The 25790-nt window shown below is 70.6% G+C and carries 23 protein-coding genes; 3 read left to right on the top strand and 20 right to left on the bottom strand.

What is annotated here, in order from left to right:
• Positions 1–32 precede the first annotated feature (32 nt).
• From ACWDAG_RS37395 to ACWDAG_RS37385, 3 genes are read left to right on the top strand one after another with little or no spacing between them, the layout of a single operon-like run.
• Positions 33–1061, top strand: a complete 1029-nt coding sequence (locus ACWDAG_RS37395; RefSeq protein WP_450700015.1) for a ketopantoate reductase family protein — start codon at positions 33–35, stop codon at positions 1059–1061.
• 25 nt (positions 1062–1086) lie between these two features.
• Positions 1087–1683: a TIGR03086 family metal-binding protein gene (locus ACWDAG_RS37390; protein ID WP_450700014.1), complete on the top strand. Its 597-nt coding sequence runs from the start codon at positions 1087–1089 to the stop codon at positions 1681–1683.
• A 55-nt stretch (positions 1684–1738) separates the two neighbouring features.
• A complete protein-coding gene (locus ACWDAG_RS37385) occupies positions 1739–2368 on the top strand; it encodes a mycothiol-dependent nitroreductase Rv2466c family protein (RefSeq protein WP_450700013.1) in 630 nt (209 codons plus the stop codon).
• A 27-nt stretch (positions 2369–2395) separates the two neighbouring features.
• Here ACWDAG_RS37385 and ACWDAG_RS37380 read toward each other — a convergent pair whose 3' ends face one another.
• The 20 genes from ACWDAG_RS37380 to ACWDAG_RS37285 form a co-directional block, all read right to left on the bottom strand.
• On the bottom strand, positions 2396–3145 hold the full coding sequence (locus ACWDAG_RS37380; RefSeq protein ID WP_450700012.1) for a sirohydrochlorin chelatase: 750 nt from the start codon (positions 3143–3145) through the stop codon (positions 2396–2398).
• Between the two features lie 5 nt (positions 3146–3150).
• Positions 3151–4029, bottom strand: a complete 879-nt coding sequence (locus ACWDAG_RS37375) for an ABC transporter permease (RefSeq protein WP_450700011.1) — start codon at positions 4027–4029, stop codon at positions 3151–3153.
• Complete coding sequence (locus ACWDAG_RS37370) at positions 4016–4801, bottom strand: ABC transporter ATP-binding protein (protein ID WP_450700010.1); 786 nt, start codon at positions 4799–4801, stop codon at positions 4016–4018. Before ACWDAG_RS37370 ends, ACWDAG_RS37375 begins: the two co-directional genes overlap by 14 nt.
• Positions 4802–4835: 34 nt before the next feature.
• On the bottom strand, positions 4836–5945 hold the full coding sequence (locus ACWDAG_RS37365) for an aliphatic sulfonate ABC transporter substrate-binding protein (protein ID WP_450700009.1): 1110 nt from the start codon (positions 5943–5945) through the stop codon (positions 4836–4838).
• A 231-nt stretch (positions 5946–6176) separates the two neighbouring features.
• The gene (locus ACWDAG_RS37360; protein WP_450700008.1) at positions 6177–7505 is read right to left on the bottom strand and encodes a sulfate adenylyltransferase subunit 1; all 1329 of its coding nucleotides are present in this window, start codon (positions 7503–7505) and stop codon (positions 6177–6179) included.
• Between the two features lie 2 nt (positions 7506–7507).
• Positions 7508–8446 carry a sulfate adenylyltransferase subunit CysD gene (cysD, locus tag ACWDAG_RS37355; protein WP_450700007.1) on the bottom strand — a complete coding sequence of 313 codons (939 nt, stop codon included), beginning with the start codon at positions 8444–8446 and terminating at the stop codon, positions 7508–7510.
• Positions 8443–8979, bottom strand: coding sequence for an adenylyl-sulfate kinase (gene cysC, locus ACWDAG_RS37350; RefSeq protein WP_450700006.1), 537 nt, complete (start codon positions 8977–8979; stop codon positions 8443–8445). The genes cysD and cysC overlap by 4 nt, the downstream gene beginning before the upstream one ends.
• Before the next feature lie 23 nt (positions 8980–9002).
• On the bottom strand, positions 9003–9713 hold the full coding sequence (locus ACWDAG_RS37345; RefSeq protein WP_450700005.1) for a phosphoadenylyl-sulfate reductase: 711 nt from the start codon (positions 9711–9713) through the stop codon (positions 9003–9005).
• Positions 9710–9889 (bottom strand): hypothetical protein, encoded by a 180-nt coding sequence (locus ACWDAG_RS37340; protein ID WP_450700004.1) that lies wholly within the window; start codon positions 9887–9889, stop codon positions 9710–9712. The genes ACWDAG_RS37345 and ACWDAG_RS37340 overlap by 4 nt, the downstream gene beginning before the upstream one ends.
• Positions 9890–9920: 31 nt before the next feature.
• Complete coding sequence (locus ACWDAG_RS37335; RefSeq protein ID WP_450700003.1) at positions 9921–11618, bottom strand: nitrite/sulfite reductase; 1698 nt, start codon at positions 11616–11618, stop codon at positions 9921–9923.
• 149 nt (positions 11619–11767) lie between these two features.
• Entirely contained in the window at positions 11768–11851 is an 84-nt protein-coding gene (locus tag ACWDAG_RS37330; RefSeq protein WP_309486338.1) for a putative leader peptide, read from the bottom strand.
• Positions 11852–11978: 127 nt separating this feature from the next.
• Entirely contained in the window at positions 11979–12551 is a 573-nt protein-coding gene (locus ACWDAG_RS37325) for a GNAT family N-acetyltransferase (RefSeq protein ID WP_450700002.1), read from the bottom strand.
• 141 nt (positions 12552–12692) lie between these two features.
• On the bottom strand, positions 12693–13967 hold the full coding sequence (locus ACWDAG_RS37320) for a hypothetical protein (protein WP_450700001.1): 1275 nt from the start codon (positions 13965–13967) through the stop codon (positions 12693–12695).
• A gap of 174 nt (positions 13968–14141) precedes the next feature.
• A complete protein-coding gene (locus ACWDAG_RS37315) occupies positions 14142–15431 on the bottom strand; it encodes a GAF domain-containing protein (protein WP_450700000.1) in 1290 nt (429 codons plus the stop codon).
• Between the two features lie 295 nt (positions 15432–15726).
• Positions 15727–17361, bottom strand: coding sequence for an acyl-CoA dehydrogenase family protein (locus ACWDAG_RS37310; protein ID WP_450699999.1), 1635 nt, complete (start codon positions 17359–17361; stop codon positions 15727–15729).
• 334 nt (positions 17362–17695) lie between these two features.
• On the bottom strand, positions 17696–18667 hold the full coding sequence (gene sbnA / locus ACWDAG_RS37305; RefSeq protein ID WP_450699998.1) for a 2,3-diaminopropionate biosynthesis protein SbnA: 972 nt from the start codon (positions 18665–18667) through the stop codon (positions 17696–17698).
• A gap of 36 nt (positions 18668–18703) precedes the next feature.
• Complete coding sequence (gene sbnB / locus ACWDAG_RS37300) at positions 18704–19756, bottom strand: 2,3-diaminopropionate biosynthesis protein SbnB (protein WP_450699997.1); 1053 nt, start codon at positions 19754–19756, stop codon at positions 18704–18706.
• Positions 19753–20760 carry a TauD/TfdA family dioxygenase gene (locus ACWDAG_RS37295; RefSeq protein WP_450699996.1) on the bottom strand — a complete coding sequence of 336 codons (1008 nt, stop codon included), beginning with the start codon at positions 20758–20760 and terminating at the stop codon, positions 19753–19755. Before ACWDAG_RS37295 ends, sbnB begins: the two co-directional genes overlap by 4 nt.
• A 14-nt stretch (positions 20761–20774) precedes the next feature.
• The gene (locus ACWDAG_RS37290; protein WP_450699995.1) at positions 20775–22856 is read right to left on the bottom strand and encodes a non-ribosomal peptide synthetase; all 2082 of its coding nucleotides are present in this window, start codon (positions 22854–22856) and stop codon (positions 20775–20777) included.
• Positions 22857–22880: 24 nt separating this feature from the next.
• Positions 22881–25322 carry a Pls/PosA family non-ribosomal peptide synthetase gene (locus ACWDAG_RS37285; RefSeq protein WP_450699994.1) on the bottom strand — a complete coding sequence of 814 codons (2442 nt, stop codon included), beginning with the start codon at positions 25320–25322 and terminating at the stop codon, positions 22881–22883.
• Positions 25323–25790 lie beyond the last annotated feature (468 nt).

Here is a 25790-nt window from a genome sequence, read left to right as displayed (position 1 = left end):
GCAGGTACACACGACTGTGCGAGGCTCGCCCCATGCGTTACATCATCATTGGAGCGGGAGCCGTCGGCGGTTCGATCGGCGGGCGTCTTGCGGGGTCCGGGCACGAGGTGGTCCTGGTCGCGCGGGGTGCGCACCACACAGCGCTGCGGGACGGCGGGCTGCGACTGAAGGTGCCGGACGGTGAGTACACCTATCGCCTGCCGACCGTCGAAGGACCGGACGAGCTGGGCGAGTTGAGGCCCGACGACGTGCTCGTCCTCGCCGTCAAGACGCAGGACACCGTGGCCGCCCTGCAGGCCTGGGGCCCGGCGCCGGTCGCGGGCGGCGGCACGGCGGCCGAGCGGCTGCCGCTGTTCTGCGCCCAGAACGGGGTGGAGGGCCAGCGGCTCGCCCTGCGCGTCTTCCGGCGGGTGTACGGCGTCTGTGTCTGGCTGCCGTCGACGTTCGTCGAACCGGGCGTCGTCTCCGCCGCGGGCGCCCCGCTCACCGGCATCCTGCACCTGGGCCGCCACCCGCGCGGCACCGACGAGACGGCCCGGCTGGTCGCCGCCGACCTGGAGAAGACGGGGTTCTTCGAGGCGCCGGTCGTGCCGGACGTGGCGCGCTGGCAGTACGCCAAGCTGCTGACCAACCTCAACAACACCGTCATGGCGCTGAGCGGCCCCGCCGACGGCACCGAGGCCGCGGCGGCGGTGCGGGCACGGGTGAGGGCCGAGGGCGAGGCGGTGCTGGCGGCGGCCGGGATCGCGTACGCGAGCGTCGAGGAACAGCAGGCGGTACGCGGTCACAAGGTCGACCTCGTGCCGCTCGACGGCGTCCCGCGCACCGGAGGTTCCACCTGGCAGTCCCTCGCCCGCGGCACCGGCACCGTCGAGGCCGACCACCTCAACGGCGAGATCGCCCTGCTGGGCCGTCTGCACGGCGTACCGACCCCGCTGAACGAGTTGTTGCAGCACCTCGCCAACAGGTTCGCCCGGGAGGGTCGGGCGGCGGGATCGATGCCGATCGCCGAGCTCGCTGCGCTGGCCGACCAGGCTGTCGCGTTTGTTCAAGAGCCCTGAGCGGCCTCCTCCTAACGTGGGGTGCATGACGTACGACGACGACCCGAAGCACCTGCACACGTACATGACCGAGTGTGCCGCCGAGGCGTCCCGCGTGGCGCGCGGCGTCCCGGCGGACCACCTCGGCGACCGCACCCATTGCCCCGAGTGGGACGTCCGCGCCCTGGTCAACCACTGGGTCCTGTACACCTCCCACGGCCTGGAGCACCGCGCCCTGCGCAAACAGCTCCCCGAGGAGCTGACCGCCCGCGACTTCACCGCCGACCCCGACTGGCCCGCGGCCTATGCCGCCCAACTGGACCGTGCCGTCGCGGCCTGGGCCGACCCCGCGGTGTGGGAGGGCGAGGTCGACCTGGGCATGGCCAAGATCCCCGCCGCCGAGATCGCCTCGATGGTCATCAAGGAGATGGCGGTGCACGGCTGGGACGTCGCCACCGCCACCGGCCAGCGGTTCCACGTCTCGGACGACGCGGCCCGCTTCGTCCTCGACGTGGTCGAGAAGCACGGTGAGCTCTACCGGCAGTACGACGGCTTCGCCGACCCGGTGCCGGTGCCGGACGATGCCCCGGTGTTCGACCGGGCGCTCGCCGCGAGTGGACGGAACCCCGAATTGGGCCAGTGAAGAGTCCCTGGATTGGGTCGAGACGCTGCACCACCTGGCCACTACCGTCGACCCCATGACGAACACCTCGCCCGCCACCTCGCCCACCCGAGTCGACTTCTGGTTCGACCCGGCCTGCCCCTTCGCCTGGATCACCTCCCGCTGGCTCCTGGAGGTCGAGCGCGAGCGCCCGCTCGACCTCCGGTTCCACGCGATGAGCCTCTACCTGCACAACCTCGGCAACGAACTCCCCGACTGGTACCGGGAGCTGGTCGACAAGTCGATCGGCCCGGTACGGGTCGCGGTGGCCGCCGCCGAGCGGCACGGCGAGAAGGTCCTGCGCGACCTGTACACGGCGTTCGGCACCCGGATCCACGAACGCAAGGACGAGGACTTCGACGCGGTGATCACCGACTCCCTCGCCGAGCTCGGCCTCCCCGCGGATCTCGCGTCCGCGGCGCACGACCCCTCGTACGACGAGGCCGTACGCCGCAGCCACGAGACGGGCACGGAGCCGGAATCGGGCGGCTATGTGGGGACGCCGACCATCCATGTCGACGGAACGGTGTGGTTCGGACCCGTGCTCAGGGCGATCCCGCGCGGCGCGCGAGCAGCCGAACTCTTCGACAGCTTCCGGGTGTTGGCGACCGACCCCGACTTCTTCGAGCTGAAGCGCACCCGTACGGGCGGGCTGTCCTTCGACTAGAGCCTGTCGACCAGGGCCTGTAACCCCTCAGGCGCTCGCCCTCACCGGCAGCAGCGCCCGAGCGGACGCCTCGTCGTACCGGTGCAGAAGGACCCGCGCCACTTCCGGCGCGGCCCCCAGCACCTCGGCGAGGACATCCGCCTCCGCCGCACCCCGTGCGATGCGGTCCGGCAGGAAACCGGGCGCCAGGACGTACGGCGCCACGGCCACCCGCTTGCAGCCCAGCGCCCGCAGTTCGCGGACCGCGTCCTCGGTGCGCGGCAGCGATGCGGAGGCGAACGCAGGCCGCACGGCGCACCAGCCGGTGTGCCGCCACTCCCGCGCGATTTCTGCGATCACTGCGATCGCCTCCGGGTCGGTGGACCCCGCCGAGGCCAGTACGACCCCGGTCGAGGACTTGTCGGCAGGGCTCAGGCCCGCCTCGTGCAGACGGCGTTCGAGCGCCGACAGAAGCAGCGGGGACGGGCCCAGCACCTCGGCCTGCCGGATCCGCAGCTGCGGCGGGGCATCCCGCAGCACCGTCGGGATGTCCGCCTTCGCGTGGAACGCGCGCGTCAGGAGCAGGGGGAGCGCCACGACGTCACGGACGTCCTCCGCCGCCAGGGACTCCAGTACCCCGTGCACCGAGGGGACGTTGAAGTCCAGGAAGCCCGTCTCCACCCGTACGTCCGGGCGCAGCGAGCGCACCCGGCGTACGAGAGTGTGCACCGTCGCGGCGTGCCGCGGGTCGCGGCTGCCGTGGGCGATGACGAGGAGGACGGGCTTCGAAGGGTGCATGGGACTCAGCTCTTCACCAGCAGACCGCGGCTGCGCAGTACCCAGCGCTCCAGGGGGCTGAAGATCAGCAGGTCGATGGCTATGCCGACGAAGAGGATGAGCAGGATGGCCTCGAACACCATGGCCATGTCGCCGGCCGTGCGCCCGTTCTCCAGCAACTGGCCGAGGCCCACGCCCAGGTCGGGGAACTGGGCGATGATCTCCGCTGCCATCAGCGAGCGCCACGAGAACGCCCAGCCCTGCTTCATGCCGGCCACATAGCCGGGCAGGGCGGCCGGCAGGGTGACGTGCCAGATGCCCTTCAGGCCGGTCGCCCCCATCGTGCGGCCCGCGCGCAGGAACAGCGGCGGCACCTGGTCGACGCCGGACACCAGGCCGTTGGCGATGGACGGGACCGCGCCGAGCAGGATCACCGCGTACATCATGGAGTTGTTCAGGCCCAGCCAGATCACGGCCGGCGGCACCCACGCCACCGACGGCAGGGACTGCAGGCCGGACAGGATCGGGCCGATGGCCGCCCGCACGAACTTCACCCGCGCCACCAGCAGACCCAGCGGGGTGCCGATGAGCAGCGCGAAGAAGAAGCCGAGCAGACCGCGCGAGACGCTGGTCCAGATGTAGCCGAGCAGGTCGCCCTTGAGCCAGGCGTCCTTGAAGGTGCCGGCTACAGCGCCCGGCGAGGGCAGCTTGGTCGGGTCGTCGACGATCGGGTAGAGGAGGTACCAGGCCACGAGGACCACGGCGAGCGCGGTGATCGGCGGCAGGATCTTGTTGACGAAGGTCTGGCGCAGAGTCGGGCGGCCGGTTGCCGTGGTCTCCAGTGCGTCCAGGCCCGCCTCGACGCTCCCGGCGTCCTGGACCGGCGTCGTCTCAGTGCTGGCCATGACGGCGGATCTCCCCACGCAGTACATCGGTGATCTCAAGGGACAGTTCGGCCACCGGCGCGTCCTCGATCCGGCGCGGCTGCGGGATGTCGACCGCCCACTCGCGCGCGATCCGGCCAGGACGCGAGGACAGCAGGATGACCCGCTGTGCGAGCCGCACCGCCTCGCGCACGTTGTGGGTGACGAACAGGACGGAGAGCCCGGTCTCCTCCCAGATGCGGGTCAGCTCGTCGTGCAGCACGTCCCGGGTGATGGCGTCGAGCGCCGAGAACGGCTCGTCCATCAGCAGCAGATTGCTCTCCTGGGCGAGCGCACGGGCCAGCGCCGCGCGCTGGCGCATACCGCCGGACAGTTCGTGGACGCGCTTGCCGTACGCGCCCTTCAGCCGGACCAGTTCGAGCAGCTGCTCGGCCTTCTCGCGCCGCTCCGGCTTGGGAACTCCCCTGAGCTTCAGGGCGAGTTCGATGTTCTTGCCCGCGGTCAGCCACGGGAACAGGGCGTGCTCCTGGAACATCAGGGCGGGGCGCCCGTCCGTCGTGATGGAGCCCGCGGTGGGCCGGTCGAGCCCCGCCACCAGGTTCAGCAGCGTGGACTTGCCGCAGCCCGAGGCTCCCAGGAGGGTGACGAACTCGCCCGGCGCGACATCGATGCTGATGTCGTCCAGGACGAGCTGCTGTCCACCCGGAGTCGCGAAGGACTTCGAGACGTGCTCAAGGCGCGCCGCGTATTCGACCGACTCTTCGGCCTTGGCGAGCGTCGTGGTCGTGGCCATGGTCGTCACCTCCTGGGAACTGGTCGGTGCTACGTCAGCTGGTGCCGAGGCCGGCGGCGTCGACAGGGCTCTCGCCCGCGGCCTTGAGGACCTTGTTCAGGAGCGTGAGGTCGTAGATGCCCTTCAGGTCCGGCTTCTCCAGCAGACCGGCCTTGACCGCGTGCTCCGCCTCGGTGTTGAGGGTGGAGGCCAGCGGGTCGTTGGTGAACTGGATCGACTTCCAGGCCGGGTCCAGGACGTTCGGCTTCAGCGCCTTGCCCGAGGCCACCTCCAGCTGCTTGTTGGCCGCGGCCTTCGCCTGGTCGGGGTTGGCGTTGATCCACTTGTTGGCCTCGACGGAGGCCTTCAGGACGGCCTCGACGGCCTTCGGGTGCGCCTTGAGGAACTTCTGCGACACGATGATGTTCGTGATCACGAACTTCTTGTCCGGCCACAGCGACGCTTCGTCGAGCAGCACCTTGCCGCCCTCGGCGACCAGCTTCGACGCGGTTGGCTCCGGCACCCAGGCGCCGTCGATGGAACCGGACTTGTAGGCGTCCGGGGTGATCTTGTTGTCCGTACGGACGACCGTGACATCGCCCTTGCCGCTCTGCGCGTCGACCTTCCAGCCCTGGTCGGCGGCCCAGTTGAGGAACGCCACGTCCTGCGTGTTGCCGAGCTGCGGGGTGGCGATCTTCTTGCCCTTGACGTCCTTCAGGGACTTGATCTTCTTCGGGTTCACGACCAGCTTGACGCCGCCGGCCGCCGCACCGCCGATGATCTTCAGGCTCTTGCCGTTGGACTTGACGTAGCCGTTGATCGACGGGGAGGGGCCGATCCAGCCGATGTCGATGGAGCCCGAGTTGAGTGCCTCGATCTCGGACGGTCCGGCGTTGAAGACGGCGGGCGAGACCTTGGTGGCGCCGAGCTCCTTCTGGAAGAAGCCCTTCTGGAGGCCGACCAGCGCGGTCCCGTGGGTCAGGTTCCCGAAGTACCCGATCTTGACGGAGTCGAGCCCGTCGATCTTCTTGGCCCCGGCGGCGACCTTCGTGGTCTCTTTGTTGTCGGACTTGGACCCGTAGCCGCAAGCGGCAAGCGTGAGCAGGGGAAGTGCGGCTACCACGGCTACGCCGCGGCGAAGGAGCGTTGAGCGGTTGACAGGCACGGGAGGTGTTCCTCTCGGAGGCCCGGCGGTCACGGTCTTTCAGGTCGTGGCCGGGAGGTCGGCAGGTCTTCGTCGCTTCCGGGACGTCGGGTGGGGGGACGGGGCGCGCAGGCAGTGCGCGTACGTCAACGCACACATCGCGCCACTCCGCCCTGCCCGCTGCCGAGAGCACCGCTGCCGACGCGGCCGCCCTCCTTCGCGAACGTGGAGAAGTAATCGGTGGAGTTCATGTCAGAAGTCCCACCCGTCGTCCTCGGACTCGTCCTTGACCGGCTCCGGGGACGCGAACGACTCGCCGACCATGCCCGCGGTGAGCGTGGTGCCGTCGTTCGGGTCGATCAGGATGAAGGAGCCCGTGCGGCGCGAGTCGGCGTAGGAGTCCACCGGCAGCGGCTCCGCCGTGCGGATCTTCACGCGGCCGATGTCGTTGGCGACGAGCTGTCCCGGGTGCGGGTGCAGGGACAGGTCGTCGAGCGTGAGACGGGACGGGATGTCCTTGACGATCGCCTTGACCGTGCGGGTGCCGTGCTTGAGCAGCACCCGGTGGTTGATGGTCAGCGCCTGGTCGGCGACATGGCAGACGGTCGCCTCGATGTCCTGCGTGGTCGCCGGGGCGTCCTTGCTGGGCACGATCAGGTCGCCGCGCGAGATGTCGATGTCGTCCTCCAGGAGGATCGTCACCGACTGGGTGGTCCAGGCGACGTCGACCGGCTCACCGAGCAGGTCGATGCCGGCGATGCGGGAGGCACGGCCCGAGGGGAGCACCGTGACGGCCTCGCCGACGTGGAAGGAACCCGCGGCGATCTGGCCCGCGTAGCCCCGGTAGTCCGGGTGCTCGGCGGTCTGCGGGCGGATCACGTACTGCACGGGGAGGCGCGCGTGGCAGTGGCTCAGGTCGTGGGTGACCGGGACCGTCTCCAGGTGCTCCAGGAAGGTCGGGCCGCCGTACCAGTCCATGTTCGCCGACGGGTCCACCACGTTGTCGCCGGCCAGCGCCGAGATCGGGATCGCGGTGATCTCCGGGACGCCCAGCTCCAGCGCGTACGCCGTGAACTCCTCGGCGATCGCCGCGAAGACGGACTCCTGGTAGTCGACCAGGTCCATCTTGTTGACGGCGAGGACGACGTGCGGGACGCGGAGCAGGGCCGCGATCGCGGCGTGGCGACGCGTCTGCTCGACGACGCCGTTGCGGGCGTCGACCAGGATCACCGTCAGCTCGGCGGTGGAGGCACCCGTCACCATGTTGCGGGTGTACTGCACATGGCCGGGGGTGTCGGCGAGGATGAACCGCCGCCGGGGCGTGGCGAAGTAGCGGTAGGCCACGTCGATCGTGATGCCCTGCTCGCGCTCGGCGCGCAGACCGTCCGTGAGCAGCGCGAGGTCGGGGGCCTCCTGGCCGCGGCTCGCGGAGACGCGCTCGACGGCCTCCAGCTGGTCGACGAGCACCGACTTGGAGTCGTGCAGCAGCCGGCCGACGAGGGTGGACTTGCCGTCGTCGACCGAACCGGCGGTGGCGAACCGCAGAAGGGTCGTCTCGGAGAGTTCCGTGGTGGTGCTCATGCTTAGAAGTACCCCTCGCGCTTACGGTCTTCCATCGCGGCCTCGGACATCTTGTCGTCGGCGCGGGTGGCACCGCGCTCGGTGAGCCGGGAGGCGGCGATCTCCGTGATGACCTGCTCCAGCGTCACGGCGTCCGAGTCGACGGCACCCGTGCAGGACATGTCGCCGACGGTCCGGTAGCGGACGAGCCGCTTCTCGACGGTCTCGCCGTCCTTGGGTCCGCCCCACTCGCCCGCGGTCAGCCACATCCCGGCCCGCTGGAAGACCTCACGCTCGTGTGCGAAGTAGATCTCCGGCAGCTCGATGCCCTCGCGGGCGATGTACTGCCACACGTCCAGCTCGGTCCAGTTGGACAGCGGGAAGACACGGACGTGCTCGCCGGGCGCGTGGCGGCCGTTGTACAGGTTCCACAGTTCGGGGCGCTGGCGGCGCGGGTCCCACTGCGAGAACTCGTCCCGCAGGGAGAACACCCGCTCCTTGGCCCGTGCCTTCTCCTCGTCGCGGCGGCCGCCGCCGAAGACCGCGTCGAACTTCTCCGCCTGGATCTTCTCCGTCAGCGGCAGCGTCTGCAGCGGGTTGCGGGTCCCGTCCGGTCGCTCCTTGAGCACACCCCGGTCGATGTAGTCCTGCACGGACGCGACATGCAGCCGCAGCCCGTGCTGGGCCACCGTGCGGTCGCGGTACTCCAGGACCTCGGGGAAGTTGTGCCCGGTGTCCACGTGCAGCAGCGAGAAGGGAACGGCCGCCGGAGCGAACGCCTTCAGCGCCAGGTGCAGCATGACGATGGAGTCCTTGCCGCCGGAGAAGAGGATCACCGGCCGCTCGAACTCGCCGGCCACCTCGCGGAAGATGTGCACCGCCTCGGACTCCAGCGCGTCCAGGTGCGAGAGGGCGTACGGGGCGGCCGTACCCTCCTCGACCGCAGCGACGGTCGTCGTCATGCCAGTCCCCTTTCGGTGAGCAGCGCGTGGACCGCGGCCGCGGACTCCTGGACGGTCTGGTGCTGCGACTCGATGCGCAGATCGGGCGTCTCGGGCTCCTCGTAGGGGTCGTCCACCCCGGTGAGCCCGGACAGCTCGCCCGCCGCCTGCTTGGCGTACAGGCCCTTCACATCACGTACGGAGCACACCTCGACCGGGGTCGCCACATGCACCTCGATGTACGCGGCCCCGCCCTCCTGGTGGCGCTTGCGCACCGCCTCGCGGCTGTCCGCGTAGGGCGCGATCACCGGGACGAGCGCCTTGACGCCGTTGCGGGCGAGCAGTTCGGCGAGGAAGCCGATGCGCTGCACGTTGGTGTGCCGGTCCTCGCGGCTGAAACCGAGGCCCGCCGAGATGAACTCGCGGATCTCGTCACCGTCGAGCACCTCGACGAGGTGGCCCTCCGCGCGCAGGCGGCCGGCCAGCTCGTACGCGATGGTGGTCTTGCCGGCACTCGGCAGACCCGTGAGCCAGACGGTGGCTCCGGTCGTCACGTTCGTCTCCTGAATCGTCGTCGTCATCCGTGCAGCCCGCACTCGGTCTTGGCGCTGCCCGCCCAGCGGCCCGCGCGCGCGTCCTCGCCCTCCAGGACGCGGCGGGTGCAGGGGGCGCAGCCGACGGACGCGTAGCCGTCCATCAGCAGCGGATTGGTCAGTACGCCGTGTTCGGCGACATAGGCGTCCACGTCGTCCTGGGTCCAGCGGGCGATCGGGGAGATCTTGACCTTCCGGCGCTTCTCGTCCCAGCCGACGACCGGGGTGTTCGCCCGGGTCGGGGACTCGTCGCGGCGCAGACCGGTCGCCCAGGCCACGTAGTTCTTCAGGCCCTGCTCCAGCGGCTGGACCTTGCGCAGCTTGCAGCACAGGTCGGGGTCGCGGTCGTGCAGCTTCGGGCCGTACTCCGCGTCCTGCTCGGCGACCGTCTGACGCGGGGTCAGCGTGATGACGTTGACGTCCATCACGGCCTCGACCGCGTCACGGGTGCCGATGGTCTCCGGGAAGTGGTAGCCGGTGTCGAGGAACACCACGTCCACGCCGGGCATGGCGCGCGAGGCGAGGTGGGCGACCACCGCGTCCTCCATGGACGAGGTCACGCAGAAACGCTTGCCGAAGGTGTCGGCCGCCCACTGGAGGATCTCCAGCGCGGAGGCGTCCTCCAGGTCGCGTCCCGCCTGCTCGGCGAGCGCCTTGAGATCCTCCGTCGTCCGCTCTTCCTGAACCGCGGTCATATGTCGTCTCCCCCTGCTTCGGACTGCTGAAGGCCCCGGGCGAGCAGCCCGAGGAACTTCAGCTGGAAGGCCCGGTTGCACGCCGCGCATTCCCACGCGCCGTGGCCCTGCTCGGACGGACGGAGGTCCTCGTCGCCGCAGTAGGGGCAGTAGAAGGGGGCGGCCCGCTCGCTCATGGCCCCTCCTTTCGCTGTCGTTCGCTGACGCTCACGACAGTGCCTCCTCGGACGCGCGGGAGGCCCAGGCGGCGAACCGCTCGCCGTCCTCGCGCTCGGCCTGGAACCGCTTGAGGACGCGCTCGACGTAGTCGGGCAGCTCCTCCGAAGTGACCTTCAGGCCGCGGACCTTGCGGCCGAACCCGGCCTCCAGGCCCAGCGCACCGCCGAGGTGCACCTGGTAGCCCTCGACCTGCTCGCCCTTGTCGTTGAGGACGAGCTGACCCTTGAGACCGATGTCCGCCACCTGGATACGGGCGCAGGCGTTCGGGCAGCCGTTGATGTTGATGGTGATGGGCTCGTCGAACTCCGGGATGCGGCGCTCCAGTTCGTCGATCAGGGACGAACCGCGCTGCTTGGTCTCGACGATGGCGAGCTTGCAGTACTCGATGCCGGTGCAGGCCATGGTGCCGCGCCGGAAGGGGGACGGCTTCGCGGTCAGGTCCAGCGCCTCCAGGGCCTCGACCAGCGGCTCGACCTGCGCCTCCTCGACATCGAGGACGATCATCTTCTGCTCGACGGTGGTTCGCAGCCGGCCCGAGCCGTGCGCCTCGGCGACCTCGGCGATCTTCGTGAGCGTGGCACCGTCGACGCGGCCGACGCGCGGGGCGAAACCGACGTAGAACCGGCCGTCCTTCTGCCGGTGCACACCGACGTGGTCGCGCCAGCGGCCCGAGGGCTCGGCGGGCGCGGGACCGTCGACGAGCTTGCGCTTGAGGTAGTCGTCCTCCAGGACCTGGCGGAACTTCTCCGCGCCCCAGTCGGCGACGAGGAACTTCAGACGGGCGCGGGTGCGCAGGCGCCGGTAGCCCCAGTCGCGGAAGATGCCGACCACGCCGGCCCACACCTCCGGGACCTCCCCCAGCGGAACCCAGGCGCCGAGCCGGACGCCGAGCTTCGGGTTGGTGGACAGACCGCCGCCGACCCACAGGTCGAAGCCGGGGCCGTGCTCGGGGTGCTCCACGCCGACGAACGCGATGTCGTTGATCTCGTGGACCACGTCAAGGAGCGGCGAACCCGAGATCGCCGTCTTGAACTTGCGCGGCAGGTTGGAGAACTCCTTGCTGCCGATGTAGCGCTCGTGGATCTCGTCGATGGCGGACGTGCCGTCGATGATCTCGTCCTCGGCGATGCCCGCGACCGGCGAGCCGATGATGACGCGCGGTACGTCGCCGCAGGCCTCGGTCGTGGACAGCCCGACGGCCTCCAGGCGGTTCCAGATCTCCGGGACGTCCTCGATGCGGATCCAGTGCAGCTGGATGTTCTGCCGGTCGGTGATGTCCGCGCTGCCGCGCGCGAACTCCTCCGAGATCTCGCCGATCACCCGCAGCTGCTGGGTGGTGAGGCGTCCGCCGTCGATCCGCACCCGCAGCATGAAGTACTTGTCGTCCAGCTCCTCCGGCTCCAGGATCGCGGTCTTGCCGCCGTCGATCCCGGGCTTGCGCTGGGTGTACAGACCCCACCAGCGCATACGTCCGCGCAGGTCGTTGGGGTCGATCGAGTCGAAGCCCCGCTTGGAGTAGATCGTCTCAATGCGTGTCCGCACATTGAGACCGTCGTCGTCCTTCTTGAACTGCTCGTTGCCGTTGAGCGGGGTGTGGTGCCCCGCGGCCCACTGACCTTCACCGCGGTGACGGCTCACCTTGCGGCGGGGAGTCGCGGCGGCAGGCTTCTGCGGGGTGGCGGCCATGGTTGTTACGTCCTTCGGGACAGGCGGGAAAGCGGCTCTGACCTGCGCGTTCGGGCGCATGGGCATACGTGCGCGTCGTTGCGCGATGGGACTGAGGAAGGGGTATCGGCTGTGCTGCGCCCGCGGCCGGAGGCCGCTGATGGGCTACGTCAGCTCGCCGGACAGATGGCGCTGGACATGCGGCCGAGGTCGACGTGCCGCCGACTCACCAAGGCAATTCCAGTTCCAGACATGACGGAAGCGTGTCATGGCAATCTGGACACAGTCCAGCTTCGTCCAAGATGCGGACACCCTTGTCCCGAAATGTGGGACAAGGGTGTCGTCGATCACATCGGCTGCCGCGGGTCTTGTCCGCGCAGGTCAGGCGCGGTACGCCCCGGGCCACGGACCCGGCGCCGCCGCCTCCGCCGCCTCCTCGACCTTGGTGTCGAAGAGCTTGAAGCCCCGGCGCAGATAGTTGTCCATGGCATGCTCCCCGTCCAGGCTGCACGTATGCAGCCAGACCCGCTTCGTGTGGGCCAGGCCGGGCCACCGGTCCGCGAGGTCCCAGGCGCGCGCGGCGCCGTACGACAGCAGGTGTCCGCCGATCCGCCGGCCCCGGAAGGCGGGCAGCAGACCGAAGTAGACGATCTCCACGACCCCGTCGTCCTGAGGGTCCAGCTCCACATATCCCGCGGGCGTTCCCCGGTCGTATGCAACCCATGTCTCCACACCCGGCCGCTCCAGGTGCTCCTGCCACCGCGCATACGTCCAGCCCAGCCGGTCGATCCAGCGGATGTCACCGCCGACGGACGCATACAGGAACCGGCTGAACTCGGGCGAGGGCACCTCGGAACGAACGATCCGCACGTCCCCCTCCGGCGCGACGGCCGGAAGCAGATCGGTCGGGGCGGTCTGCTCCAGGGACCAGGTGGTCACGGGAATGTTGGTCATGCCCGTCAGGGAATCATCCGCCGGGTGGATGTGTCGATCGCTGTCCAGCCCGCGCCCCATAGGGGCGCGGGGAACTGCGCGACCAGCCACGACGACGCCGCAGACGAACGACGGCCCATAGCGGCACAGCCCGCGCAGCGACTAGCCAAGAGCCCCGTCGATCGACCCCAGCGGCACCGCATACAACATCCGCCCGGACTGCGACCAGACCTCACCGGTCTCCTCCCAATAAGAGAGGGACCCGGAGGGCCCGGCCCAGCAGCGGTTCGTCCCGTCCGACCCACACCGCGTGGCCTTCGCGTCGCGCGCGTTCTGCCGCCACAGGGTGCCGTGGCCGTCCGCGGTGTCCGCCGGGCGGGCCAGGTACCACTGCGAGCCGTGCGACAGCACGCCGCCGACGGCGGCCGTCTTCGTCTCGTACGCCTCGGTCGCGGTCGCGCGTCCCGCGGGGTCGGTGGCCAGCAGACCGGCGCGGGCCGGGTCGCTGCTGAACGCGTAGCGCCACAGCCGGGTGTGCCGTCCGCTGTCCGCGGGGACCCACTCGCTCGCCACCAGGCTGTCGGGCGCGGTACTGCGGTCGAGGGAGATCGCCGTCGGACGTGCGCTTCCCCCGGTGAGCCGGTACGAGCCGACGGCAGGCAGGACGTACCGCGCGCCGTACGCCGCCCAGCCGCCGCGCACCTTGCCGATCGCGCCACTGTCGACGGTGGCCCGCTGGATGCGGTGCATGTCGTACACGTACAGGCCGTCGGCGGCGGTGACCAGGAGCTTGCCCTGGTACCAGACCATGCCGGAGACGGGGGAGGTGAGCCCGCGGTAGTCGCGGCCGCCGTCGACCGGGACGGCGAGGGCCACCCAGGCGTAGGTGAGACGGTCGGGGTCGCTCGCGTCGACGAAGGCGACCCGGGCCGGGCCGGGCCTCGCCGAACTGCCGGTGCGGTGGGTCCAGCCCGAGAGGATCACACGGCGCTCGCCCCAGTGGCCGTCGTCGTCCGCGTCCCCGGAGGTGGTGACCGCGCCGGCCCGCCAGCCGCGGGTGTCCGCGGCGTCCCAGCAGTACGCGCGCGTGGCCGCGGGCGCCACGGGCAGCGCCGTGCGCTCGGTGGTCGTGCAGTCGGCCGCGCCCAGCAGGGAGTGGTCGGCGTCGTCGAGGACGGTGCTCACGCCGACGGGCCTGCCCATGGCGGCGGCGAGCCGGTCGAGGGTGCTCCGCGACACCAGACGCTCCTGGAGCCGCAGCCCGGCCGTCCGCTCGGACGCGGCGAGTGCCTTCAGGGCCCCCGGCCGGTCACCGACCGTGGCCTGCGAGGCGCTGATCATGGTGGCTGCGGCGGTGAGTGCGAGGGCGGTACCGGCGAGGAAGGCGCGCAGCGCACGGCCCCGCTTCTGCCTGCGGTGTCGGCCACGTTGCTTCATACGTCCTCCCGAGGCGGGCCAACTGCGGCCATTGGTCCGTGTGTTGACCAAAGGAGCAGGTGGGGTGGCCCGTAGAGGGATGCTACGGCAGTCCGGCGCGGTAGGGCATGAAGACCGTGCAAATATGCGGAAGATACGGCCGTGTGGTCACTCAGGGGCATGTGTCGGACACGCTCACGGCAGATCGGCCGGCTGCCGTACGTTGATCACCGCCGGTGCCGTCGACTGCGGCAGCAGATCGCGCGGGTCGGCCGGCAGGAGCAGCTCCACCTCCGTGTCCTCCGCGAAGCGGTACGGCCGGTGCTCCAGCAACCCGCCGAGATAGCGCCGTACTCGGGACATCTCGGCGCGCACCGTCACCGTACGGGCCGGGTCGCCGAACACCTCCTCGGCGAGGCCCGCCGCGCTGCGGCCGCCGCGGTGCAGGGCGAGCAGATACAGCAACTCGGCGTGCCGGGGGCTCAGTTCATGGCTCCAGGAGCCCGCGGACCCGGACACCGTCACCGACCAGCGGCGCGACTGCGTCAGGTCCAGCACGATGCGCGTGGCGCCCTGCGGCACCGGCTCGTCCGTGGCCCGGATCAGCCAGCCCTCGGCCAGCGGCTCCACCGAGCACAGGCCGAGCGGCGGCAGCCACCGTCGGCCCGCCGTCAGCGACTTGGGCAGGGCGACCCGGCTGGTGTACGGCATCCCGGTCACCGCCGCGGTCCAGCCGTCCCGGTCCACCGCCAGGGCCCGGCCGCCCACCCGGGCCAGCGCCGGTGCGGCCACCGCGCGCAGCCGCTCCAGCGAGTTCAGATGGAGCTCGCGCAGCCGGGCCTCGGCGAGCTTGGCCACCGAGTCCACCCAGGCGAGCGTGGCCGGATGCATCGTCTCCAGTGGTCCGCTGATGTCCACGACACCGATCAGCCTCCCGTCGCGCGGGTCCGTGATCGGCGCGCCGGTACAGGTCCAGGAGGTCTGCGAGCGCACGAAGTGCTCGGAGGCGAAGACCTGCACGGGCCGGCGCACCACCGCCGGGGTGCCGATGCCGTTCGTCCCGACGACGTCCTCCCGCCAGTCGGCGCCGAGTTCGAAGCCGAGCCCGTCCGCCTTGCGCAGCACGGCCGCGCTGCCCTCGCGCCACAGCACCCGGCCGTCCGCGTCGGCGACCACCATGATGTGGTGGGCGACGTCCGCGACCGACAGCAGCCCCTCTCGCAGCACCGGCAGGACGTGCCGCAGCGTCGTGCTCTCCCGGCGCCGCCGCACCTCCTCGGAGGGCAGCAGCCCGGAGCGCTGGTCGCGCTCGGGGTCGATGCCGCTGCGCAGCATGCGTCCCCAGGACTGCTCGATCACCGGGCGCGGCGCGACGGGGGCGCGCTGCCCGGCGAGCCTGGCGGCGCGGACCTCGCTGAGTACCCGCGCCGCGCGCGCCGTGTCGACCACGGCGAGCTGCGTCACGTCCGTCGGCGGGTGCACCACGGGGCCTCCCGGAAGATGGGCTCGGGACAACCGGTTTCTCGTCGCGTTTCGGCCACGAAGCCGGAGTCGTCCTTACTGTCCGTCTCATAGTGCCGTTCGTTCCCGGCGGACGGGCCCAGTCCAGTCGCAGACAGCAGCAAGTTGCAACCCCTTGCAACCCTGGTGGACCGGCTCCTGCTTGATTGAATATTGAGCAACGCCGTCCCGAGCGGCGTTCGTGGCCTCGAACGGGCCTGGTTGGGCGGGGGTGGTGCCGTGTCGGCGCAGCACCACCCCCGTACGACATAAGCGCAGTTCAGGACACCGGCCGGGCCCGCTCCACCACCGACGCCAGGTCCAGGGTGTGGGGCAGCGTCCCGAAGGCCGCGCCCGAGTCGCCGCCCAGTCGCGAGGCGCAGAAGGCGTCGGCGACCTCCGGCGGGGCGAACCGGACGAGCAGCGAACCCTGGAGCACCAGCGCGAGCCGCTCCGTCAGCCGCCGGGCCCGACCCTCGATCCCGTCCAGGTCGGCCAGCTCGGTCAGCAGGTCCTTGATCGCGCCGTCCAGGCGGTGGTCGGCGCCGCGGGCCCTGCCGACCTCCTGGAGGTAGGCATTGAGGGCCTGGGGCTCGCGCCGCAACGCGCGCAGCACGTCCAGCGCCTGGACATTGCCCGCGCCCTCCCAGATCGAGTTGAGCGGCGACTCGCGCACCAGCCGGGGCAGCCCCGACTCCTCGACGTACCCGTTGCCGCCCAGACACTCGGCGGCCTCGACCGCGACCGGCGCACAGCGCTTGGTCACCCAGTACTTGGCGGCCGGTACGGCGATCCGCAGCAGCGCCCGCTCCTGCTCGCCGCCGTCGTCGTAGGCGGCGGCGAGACGCATGGCGAGCGTGGTCGCCGCCTCGGACTCCAGCGCCAGGTCGGCCAGGACGTTGCGCATCAGCGGCTGGTCGACCAGCTTCGCGCCGAACGCCTCCCGGTACGTGCAGTGGTGCACGGCCTGCGCGACCGCCTGCCGCATCAGGCCCGCCGAGCCCAGCACGCAGTCCAGTCGGGTCGCCGCCACCATGTCGATGATGGTCCGCACCCCGCGCCCCTCCTCGCCGACCCGGCGGGCCCAGGTGCCGTCGAACTCGACCTCGGCGGAGGCGTTGGAGCGGTTGCCGAGCTTGTCCTTGAGGCGCTGGATGAGGAAGACGTTGCGGGTGCCGTCCTCCAGGACGCGCGGCACGAGGAAGCAGGTGAGCCCGTCCGGAGCCTGGGCGAGCACCAGGAACCCGTCGGACATCGGAGCGGAGCAGAACCACTTGTGGCCGGTGAGCTCGTACGTTCCCTCCTCGGCCAGAGGGCGGGCGGCCGTCGTGTTGGCGCGTACGTCGCTGCCGCCCTGCTTCTCCGTCATGCCCATCCCGAACAGGGCCCCGGCCTTGAGACGGGCGGGCCGCAGCTCTCGGTCGTAGACCATGGAGGTGAGCCGCGGCTCCCACTCGGCGGCGAGGGCCGGGTCGGTGCGCAGGGCGGGGACGGCCGCATGGGTCATCGACAGGGGGCAGAGGTTGCCGGCCTCGACCTGTGTCCACACCATGAACGCGGCGGCTCTGCGGACGTGGCCGCCGGGCCGGACCCAGGCCGCGGTCAGGCCCGCCGCGACGCCCTTGCCGAGCAGGCGGTGCCAGGCGGGATGGAAGTCGACCTCGTCGATACGGTGGCCGTGGCGGTCGTGGGTGCGCAGCCGGGGCGGGTTCTCGTTGGCCTGGACCGCCCACTCCTGCAGCTGTGCCGAACCGGAGGCGCGGCCGAGCGCGGTCAGGTCGCCGTGGGCCTCGTCGAGCAGCTCGGGGGCCAGGTGCCGTTCGACGGCCGCGGTCAGGGCGCGGTCGGAGGTGAAGACGTCGTAGCCGTCCAGGGGCGGGGGCTGGTTGGTCACGGTGTGCGTGGTGCCTGCCATGCGGCGAAAGTACCCCGGGGCGGGGCGGGGGTCACGCACGGTCCTCGACCGCGGGGCGGTCGCTTCTCGCCCCCGCCGCCCCTACCCGTCCCATCCCCAGGGGCTCCGCCCCTTCGACCCCGACGGGGACTGCGTCCCCTGCACCCCGCTTACGGGGGCCAGCCCCCGTACCCCCGCTCCTCAAACGCCGGAGGGGCTGATTTTCGCCGGGCGGGGCGTCTCTTTCAGCCCGTCCGGCGTTTGAGGACGAGGCCGTTCAGGCCGATCGGGGGTGCAGGGGGCGGAGCCCCTGGGACGGGACGGGACGGGTAGGGGCGGCGGGGGCGCTGGGGATTCAGGCCAGCCGGGCCATCGCCGCCGCCGGTGCCGGATCCAGCGCGTCTACCGGCCAGCCCTCCCGGTACACCGTGTCCAGATAGCGCTCGCCGAGGTCCGGGGCGATCGCCACCGAGGTGAGGCCCTGGTGGCCGTGTTCGGCGAGCCACTGGCCGGCACCGCTGATCACGGTCCCCGTGGAGCCGCCGAACATGAAGCCGCGGGCGGCCAGGCGCCGGCAGGCGAGGACGGCGTCGGACTCCTCGACGCGGACCAGGTGGTCCACGTACGACTCGTCGAGGAGTGCCGGCGGCACGCTCGTCCCGAGCCCAGGGATCATCCGACGCCCCGGCGCCCCGCCGAAGCTCACCGAGCCGACACTGTCGACGGCCACGATGCGCACCCGGCGCCGCCACTGCCAGAACCAGCGGGCGCAGCCCATCAGGGTCCCGGTCGTGCCGGCCCCGACGAACAGGACGTCCAGGTGCGGGAAGCGGCGGGCGATGGCCGGGGCCGTGGTGCGGTAGTGCGCCTTCCAGTTGCCCTGGTTCGTGTACTGGTTGAGCCAGATGTACCGGTCGTCGGACGCGCACAGCGCGTTGACGTACGCCAACCGCGCGCCCAGGAAGCCACCCCGGGCGTCGGGTTCCTCGATGACGTGCACCTGGCTGCCGAGGGACTCCATCAGCCGGATCGTCGGCTGGTTGCAGCGTGCGTCGGTCACGCACAGGAACCGGTAGCCCCGGCTCGCCGCGATCACGCTCAGCGCCACGCCCAGGTTCCCGGACGACGACTCGACCAGGACCGAGCCGGGCCGCAGCAGACCGTCGCGTTCGGCGGCGTCGACCATCTCGGTGGCCGCCTTGAGTTTGATCGAGCCGGCGAAGTTGAAGCCTTCGCACTTCAGGTACAGCGGCAGCCCCAGCGCGGCCCGGAGGTCGACGTAGAGCTCCTCCTCGTTGAACTGAACGGGATCAGAAATGACGGGCATGATGCCCCCTCCTCATGCGCCACGACGACCGGCAGGTCAGCCGTGCCGGCGCAGCTCGTGGAAGAACCCGTCCACGACGTGCAGTCCGCCCCTGCGGGCCACTTCGTCGTGGACGAACTTGCCGACCGCGAGGTCGAGCACCCCCAGTCCGAACGGGGAGAACACCACCGTCCGGTCCTTCGGGACGGTCGCCCGTCCGGTCAGTACGTCGTTCAGCGTGCCGTCCAGGAACCCCCGGCTCCCCGTCAGCTGTTCGACCAGGTGCGGCGAGGTCTCCGCCTTGAGGCAGTGCTCGACGTCGTCGACGTAGTTGGCCGAGGCCAGCAGGATCGCGGGGTCCAGGTCGCGCAGCGACACATGCAGCACCAGCGGGTGGTGGGAGAACCACGACGGGTCGTGGATGTGCGGTGCGGAGGCGACCGTGGCGAACACCAGCAGGTCGGAGGAGCGGATCAGGGGGTCCGGGGTGTCGTGGAGGGTGACGTGGCCCTTTGTGCCCGAGCGTTCCAGGTAGTCGCGGAATCCCGCCGCGCTGTCGGGCGACAGGTCGTGGACGCCCGTCTCCTCGAACTCCCAGCCGGTGGCGGTGAGATGGGTGTGGATGTACCGGGCGATGAGGCCCGTGCCGATGAAGCCGACCCGGGTGGGACGGGAGCGGGTCCGGCTCAGCCGGTCGGCGGCCAGCGCCGCCGAGGACGCCGTGCGTGTCGCGCTGATCACCGAGCTCTCCAGGCAGGCGAAGGGGTAGCCGGTGTCCGGGTCGTTGAGGATCAGTACGGCGGAGGCGCGCGGCAGGCCGGACTTCGTGTTCTGCGGGAAGCTGGAGATCCATTTCAGGCCGTCCACCCGCAGCGGTCCACCGAGCGAGGCGGGCAGCGCGATGATCCGGGACGTCGGGCGGTCAGGGAAGCGCAGGAAGAACGACGGCGGGTTCACCGCGTCGCCCGCCCCGTGCAGCCGGTACACGGCCTCGACCAGCTCGGCGATCTCCGGCTCCCGGCCGTGCAGCACCGATTGCACCTGCTCGCCGGAGATCACCGCGAACGGCGGTGCACCCGGGGCGTTTTGAGCGGTATCCGTGGTGGTCATGCGGTCCTCACCTCGATGGTCGGCGCGCAGTCGGTCAGCCGCAGGCAGTCGCCCAGCGCGGCCAGCACCTCGCGCGGCCCGTCGAAGGGCTCCCTGCTGTGCGCGGTGCGGATGTTGTCGACGAGCAGCAGGTCACCGGAGTGCCACGGCTCGCGCAGGGTGTGGGCCTCGTAGGCCTCGTTGACGGTCCGGACGATGTCCTCGTCGAGCGGATCGCCGTTCCCGAACCGGGTGTTGAAGGGCAGGCCCTCGGGGCCGTAGACGTCCACCAGGTACTCGCGCACCTCGGGGTCCATGGTCCACTCGTTGAGGAAGGCGATCTGGTTGAACCAGCAGCGCCGGCCGCTCACCGGGTGGCGTACGACGGCGCTGCGGTGCTGCCGGGTGTGCAGCGAGCCGTCGTCCTGCCAGGCGAACTCGATGGCGTTCGTACGGCAGTAGCGCTCGACGGCGGCCCGGTCGTCGGTGCCGAACACCTCGGCGACGGACGCCCCGATCTCGTCGTTGTACGTCCGGGTCAGCAGCCAGCCCTCCCGCTCGAACCGTTCGACCAGGCCGGCGGGGAGCGCCTGGAGCACGGTCGGGCTGTCGGCGACCGCGGTCGCGCCGCCCGTCTCCGGTGCCACCAGACAGGCGAAGAGCAGCAGACCGGGGAACTCAAGGGCGTAGCTGAGCTCGTGGTGCATGCACATCTGCTGGTTGGGCGGCCACTTGGAGGAGGAGTACACACCGTCGGCGTAGGAGCGGCGGGGCGCGAAGGGCTCCCGGTCGGCCATCAGACGGCCGCCGGCGAGGTGCCGGAACACCTCCTCCGTGTCCGCGGGTCCGGTCAGGCCCAGTCCGCGGACCACCAGGCTGCCGTGCTCGGCGACCGCGGCACGCAGCGCGTCGCGGTGCTCGGCGGCCCAACTCGCGGGGTCTTCAGTGGACTTGGCGTGGAGTAGTGGTGGACGGTCGGGCGCCTGTTCGATGTCCGGCAGCAGGGCGGGTGACGAGTGCGTCATTGCACAGGTTCCTTTCAGTGGTGCTGGTCGAGCTGAGCCGCCAGGTCGGCGAGGACCGGACAGCGGGTCACGTCCTTGAGGGAGATCGCCCGGTCAAGGGCGACCGCCAGCTTCACGGCGGACAGCGAGGTGCCGCCGCGGTCGAAGAAGTGGTCCAGACGGCCGATCCGGTCCGCGGGAATGCCGAGCACCTCGGCCCAGGCGGCGGCCAGCCGTCGCTCGGCGGGCGTGACCGGCGCGCCGGAGTCGTCGGCGTCGAGTTCCTCGGCGAGCGCGGTCAGCGTCCTGCGGTCCGTCTTGCCGTTGGCCGTCAGCGGCAGCCGCTCCCGCCAGTGGACGACCGCCGGGACCATGTACGGCGGCAGCGAGGCGGCCAGTTTGTTCCGCACCTCGTCGGCGCCCACCGGCTCCGTGCCGGTGCAGAACGCCACCAGCTGCGTACCTCGTACGACGACCACGGCGCCGTCGCGTACGCCGGGCACCCGCAGCAGCTGGTTCTCGATCTCGCCGATCTCGATGCGGAAGCCGCGGATCTTGACCTGGCTGTCCCGGCGGCCGAGGAACTCCAGCTTCCCGTCGGGCAGCCAGCGCCCGTGGTCGCCGCTGCGGTACAGCCGCTCGCCGGGCCGGTACGGGTCCTCGGTGAAGGCGGCCTTCGTGCGCTCGGCGTCGTTGACGTATCCCCGCCCCACGCACACCCCGGAGAAGACGATCTCGCCGGGTGCGCCCAGCGGTACGGGCACCAGGTCCTCGTCGACGACATACACCCGTACGTTCGCTATCGGCCGCCCCAGCGGCACCCGCTCCTGGTCCGGGACCCGGTCCATGACCTCGTGGTTGGTGTCGTCCGAAGTCTCCGTCAGGCCATAGGCGTTGACGAGCCGGATCCCGGGCATCGCGTCGAACCAGCGCTGCACCAGCTCCTTCTTGACCGCCTCCCCGGTGACCGACACACAGCGCAGGTCGGGCAGTTCGCGCGGCCGCTGTTCCAGCTCGGCCAGTACGGCTTCCAGGTACGAGGGCACGATCTGCAGGACGTTCACCCGGCCCCGTACGACCGTGTCCACGAACCGCGGCACGTCCAGGATCGTCTCCTGCCCGACCAGCAGCGTCCGCCCGCCGACGAGCAGCGCGGAGAGCAGCTGCCACAGGGAGATGTCGAAGCACTGCGGCGCGGTCTGCGCGACCGTCCGTCCGGCACCGATCCCCAGGTCGTCGATCTTGGCGAGGACGTGGTTGACGAAGCCGGCGTGCTCGCACATGGCGCCCTTGGGCTCGCCGGTGGAGCCGGAGGTGAAGTAGATGTACGCGAGCCGGCCCGCGGCGACGGGCACGCCCAGGTCGTCGTCGGCGTGGCCCTCGGCGTACGCGGTGTCGGCGTACAGCTTCCGGGCCGCCCGGTCGACGTTGCCGTCGCTGCCGCGTTCGGTGAGGACCAGGTCGCAGTCGGCCCGGGCGAGGGTCCGCGCGATGCGGTCGGCGGGGAAGTGCGGCTCGACCGGCAGATACACGCCGCCCGCCTTCAGCACACCGAGCACCGCGGCCGGCCAGTCCAGGTTCCGTTCCATCACCACCGCGACCACGCCCTCGGGCCGCAGCCCTCGTGCGAGCAGCGCCCGGGCGACACGGTTGGCACGGGAGTTGAGCTCCCGGTAGGTCCACTGCCGTCCGTTCTGCACGACGGCCACCGCGTCCGGGTGCAACGCCACCCGCTGCTCGAACAGCTCATGCACCCGCCGGTCCGGCAGCTCCCTGTCCGGACCCGCCAACTCGTCGAGCTGGAAGCGGAGTTCGTCATCGGAGAGCAGGGTGGGGCGGTCCGGTTCGGTGAGCGCGGTGAGGTGGTAGCCGGCGATACGGGCGGCGGCCTCGGCGTCGAGGACGTCGGTGCGGTAGCGCAGGCACAGGACGCCGTCCGTGACGCATACCTGCAGCGTGGGGTCGTAGTCGGTCTGTTCGCCGGTCAGCGCGGCCAGCACCCTGGCATGCGCGGCCGCCAGGTAGGGCGGCTGCACCGAGGTGCCTTCCGGCAGCGGTACCCGGTGTTCCGCGACGCCGGGGACCGGGTCGAGCGTCCATCGCGGGATCGTTTCCATGAGTTCGGTTCCCCCCTGTTGCTGTCATGCGTGCCGCGGCGCGACCGCCGGGTTCCCGCCCCAGTGCGCCCCGGGCGGCATCTCCTCGCCCTTCATCAGGAAGGAGTCGGGTGCCAGGACGGCGCCGTCGCCCATCGAGACGCCGTAGTGCACGAGCGCTCCGGTGCCGAGCGTGCAGCCGGCGCCGATGCTGATGCGGTCGGACTTGAAGGTGCCGTCCTCCTGCGAGTGGGCCTGCACCTTGGTGTGCGCGGCGAGCGTGCAGTCGTCGCCGATCGCGGTGAGCGTGCGGTCGGTGAGGTAGCAGCCGTCGTCGAAGACCCGGCGCCCGATCCGCACGCCCAGCAGCCGCCAGACGAAGCTCTTGAACGGTGTCCCGTTGAACACCACGAGGTGGTTGTCGGGCACCTTCCACAGGCGCTCCACCCACCAGAAGTGCGGGTCGTAGATCGACACCAGCCGCGGCCGGAGCGGCCGGAAGCGGGTGATCAGCCGCTCCACCAGCACGTAGTAGCCGGTGCTGAACGCCAGACCCACGATCAGGGACGCGCCGATCAGCAGACCGCCGACGGTGCCGCCCTTGCCGTACAGGTCGAAGGCGGCGAAGCCGATCACGCCGAGGGCGAACCAGTGCAGCCAGCGCACGAACAGGAACAGGCCCATCGAGCGCAGGTTGTAACGGTTCTTCGCGGCCAGCCGGCGGTGCAGTTCCGTGCCCTCGCGCAGATGGTCGAAGCGGCTGTCGCGCTCCACCGAGCGCGGGATCTCGAAGGCGGGCGAGCCCAGCAGGCCCACGCCCTCGCGGAGGTGACCGTCCAGCGGGACCATCACCTTCGTCGCCAGCAGGACGTTCTCGCCGGTACGGCCGCCGCTCGGGTAGGCGATGTTGTTGCCGAGGAAGTTGTGCGCTCCGATCGTCGCGCGCGAGACCCGGAAGGACGTCCCCGAGAAGTCGGCGTTCACGATCGACAGCCCGTCGGCGACCATCGTGCCGCTGCCCACGGTCACCAGGTGCGGTGTCTCGTGCTGGACCTCCGTACCGAAGTTCGAGCCGGTCTGCTCGACGTGCGAGAGGTCGTAGCCGATGGACCTGAGGTAGTGGACGATGTACGAGCTGTCGCCGCACAGCCACTTGAAGAACTTGACGTTGCTGATGCGGGCGATCGCGCGCTGCACCGAGTAGTGGAAGCCGTAGAGCGGGTAGACCCGGTCCGGGCGCAGCAGCGTGCCCAGCAGGCGCGGCAGCAGGGACACGGTGACGAGGCCGAGGATCAGGAAGCCCGCGTAGGCGGCCAGCGAGAAGCCCAGCGCCTCGCCGTAGAACGTGGCCGAGCCCAGGTCCTCGGCGGCCGGGTCGAGCAGCGTGTGGAGGGCGGGGACCACCGTGAGCAGCAGATAGGTCCCGCCGACCGTGACGGGGACGTAGACGACGAGCATCTGCAGCAGCCCGCCGAGGCCGTACACGGCACGGCGCAGGGTGGAGACGCGGGCCGGGGGCACGCGGACGTGGTCGACGTCCGTGCGCTGGGCGGGGGAGCCGTGCCACCGCTCGCCCGCCGGGACGGACGCGCCGCCGTACAGGGCGGAGGCATGGCCGAGCTGAGCGCCGTCACCCATCGTCGTACCGATGTCGAGGACGGACTTCTCACCGATGTACACGTCCCGGCCGAGAGTCACCCGGCCGGTGCGGATGCGGCCCGCGTGCGCCTGGTAGCACAGCACGAAGGAGTCCTTGCGGATCACCGAACCGGCGCCGACCGTCAGCAGGTCGGTGCAGACCGGCACGGTGTGGGTCAGGATCGTGACGCCCTTGCCGATCCTCGCGCCCAGCGCCCGCAGGTACAGCACGTACAGCGGGCTGCCGGTGAACAGGATCAGCGGGTTGGCGTGCAGCAGCGCCTTGACGGTCCAGAAGCGGACATAGGCGAGGCTCCAGACCGGGAACTCGGTCTCCTTCCACTGGCCGACCAGCAGCCACTTGGCGGCGATCGGGACCACACAGGCGCCCAGGAAGACCGCGGCGCCGAAGGCCAGCGAGCGCAGATAGACGTCGACGACCCCGTCCACGGCGGAGATCCACTCGTAGCCCCGGCCCATGACGATTCCGGCGAGCGCGCAGTAGGCGGCGAAGACCAGAAACTGCAGTGCGCCGCAGAGGAAATAGCGCGGGGTGCTGCCGGGCAGCGGGGCGGGCGTCTCGATCTCGGCCGGCGCCGGGGCGGCAGCCGGTGCGGTGTCGAGGGCCGCCGCCAGCCTTCGAATCGTCGGATGGCCGTACACGTCCTTCATCGACACCGACGGAAGATCCGGGTGCTTCCTGACGCGGGCGCAGAAGTGGGCCATGGTCAGGGAATTGGCGCCGAGATCGTCGAAGAAGTGACTGTCGAGAGGTATGTGTTCCTTGCTGACGACACCCGACAGAACCTCGGCCAGGACATTTTCGGTGCCGGTGTCGATTTTTCCCACCACGGGCGCTCCTTACAGGTTTTACAGGCTTTACGACTTTTGCCACTCGCCCGGTTCCGGCGCTGACCAGGCTGTTGCCGGGGGCGGACATTCCGCTGTCCGGCGGTCAGGGCCGGCCCGCGCCGCCTCGGTGAGCCTTTGGTGGTGTACGCGTCAATGGGTGCGGAGTAGGCATGAGAATTCCCCCGAGATCAGTACGGTGGAACTCCGCCCGCTGTCCGCGGCCGGACGGAATTCAATGACACTGGGAAGCCCTGGAATTCGAGTTCGGAATGTTGCGGAAGTGTGTGAGGTGGCCGTATGAAAACGACGCAGGGCAGCACGGCGCGACCCACATGGATCCCATGTGGATCACGGGTAACGCGGCTGGATGGCATGCCGGGTCGGCAGGCCCTGAAGTCCCCCGTGCCGTGTGCGTCTGAGTCGTCCTCAGCGTGCACAACGAATGCAACGCGAATTCTTTCGGAA

It is taken from the genome of Streptomyces sp. NPDC001157, assembly GCF_053598255.1.
The sequence above is the reverse complement of the archived record's forward strand: the minus strand, read 5'-3'. Positions and strand labels throughout refer to the sequence as shown.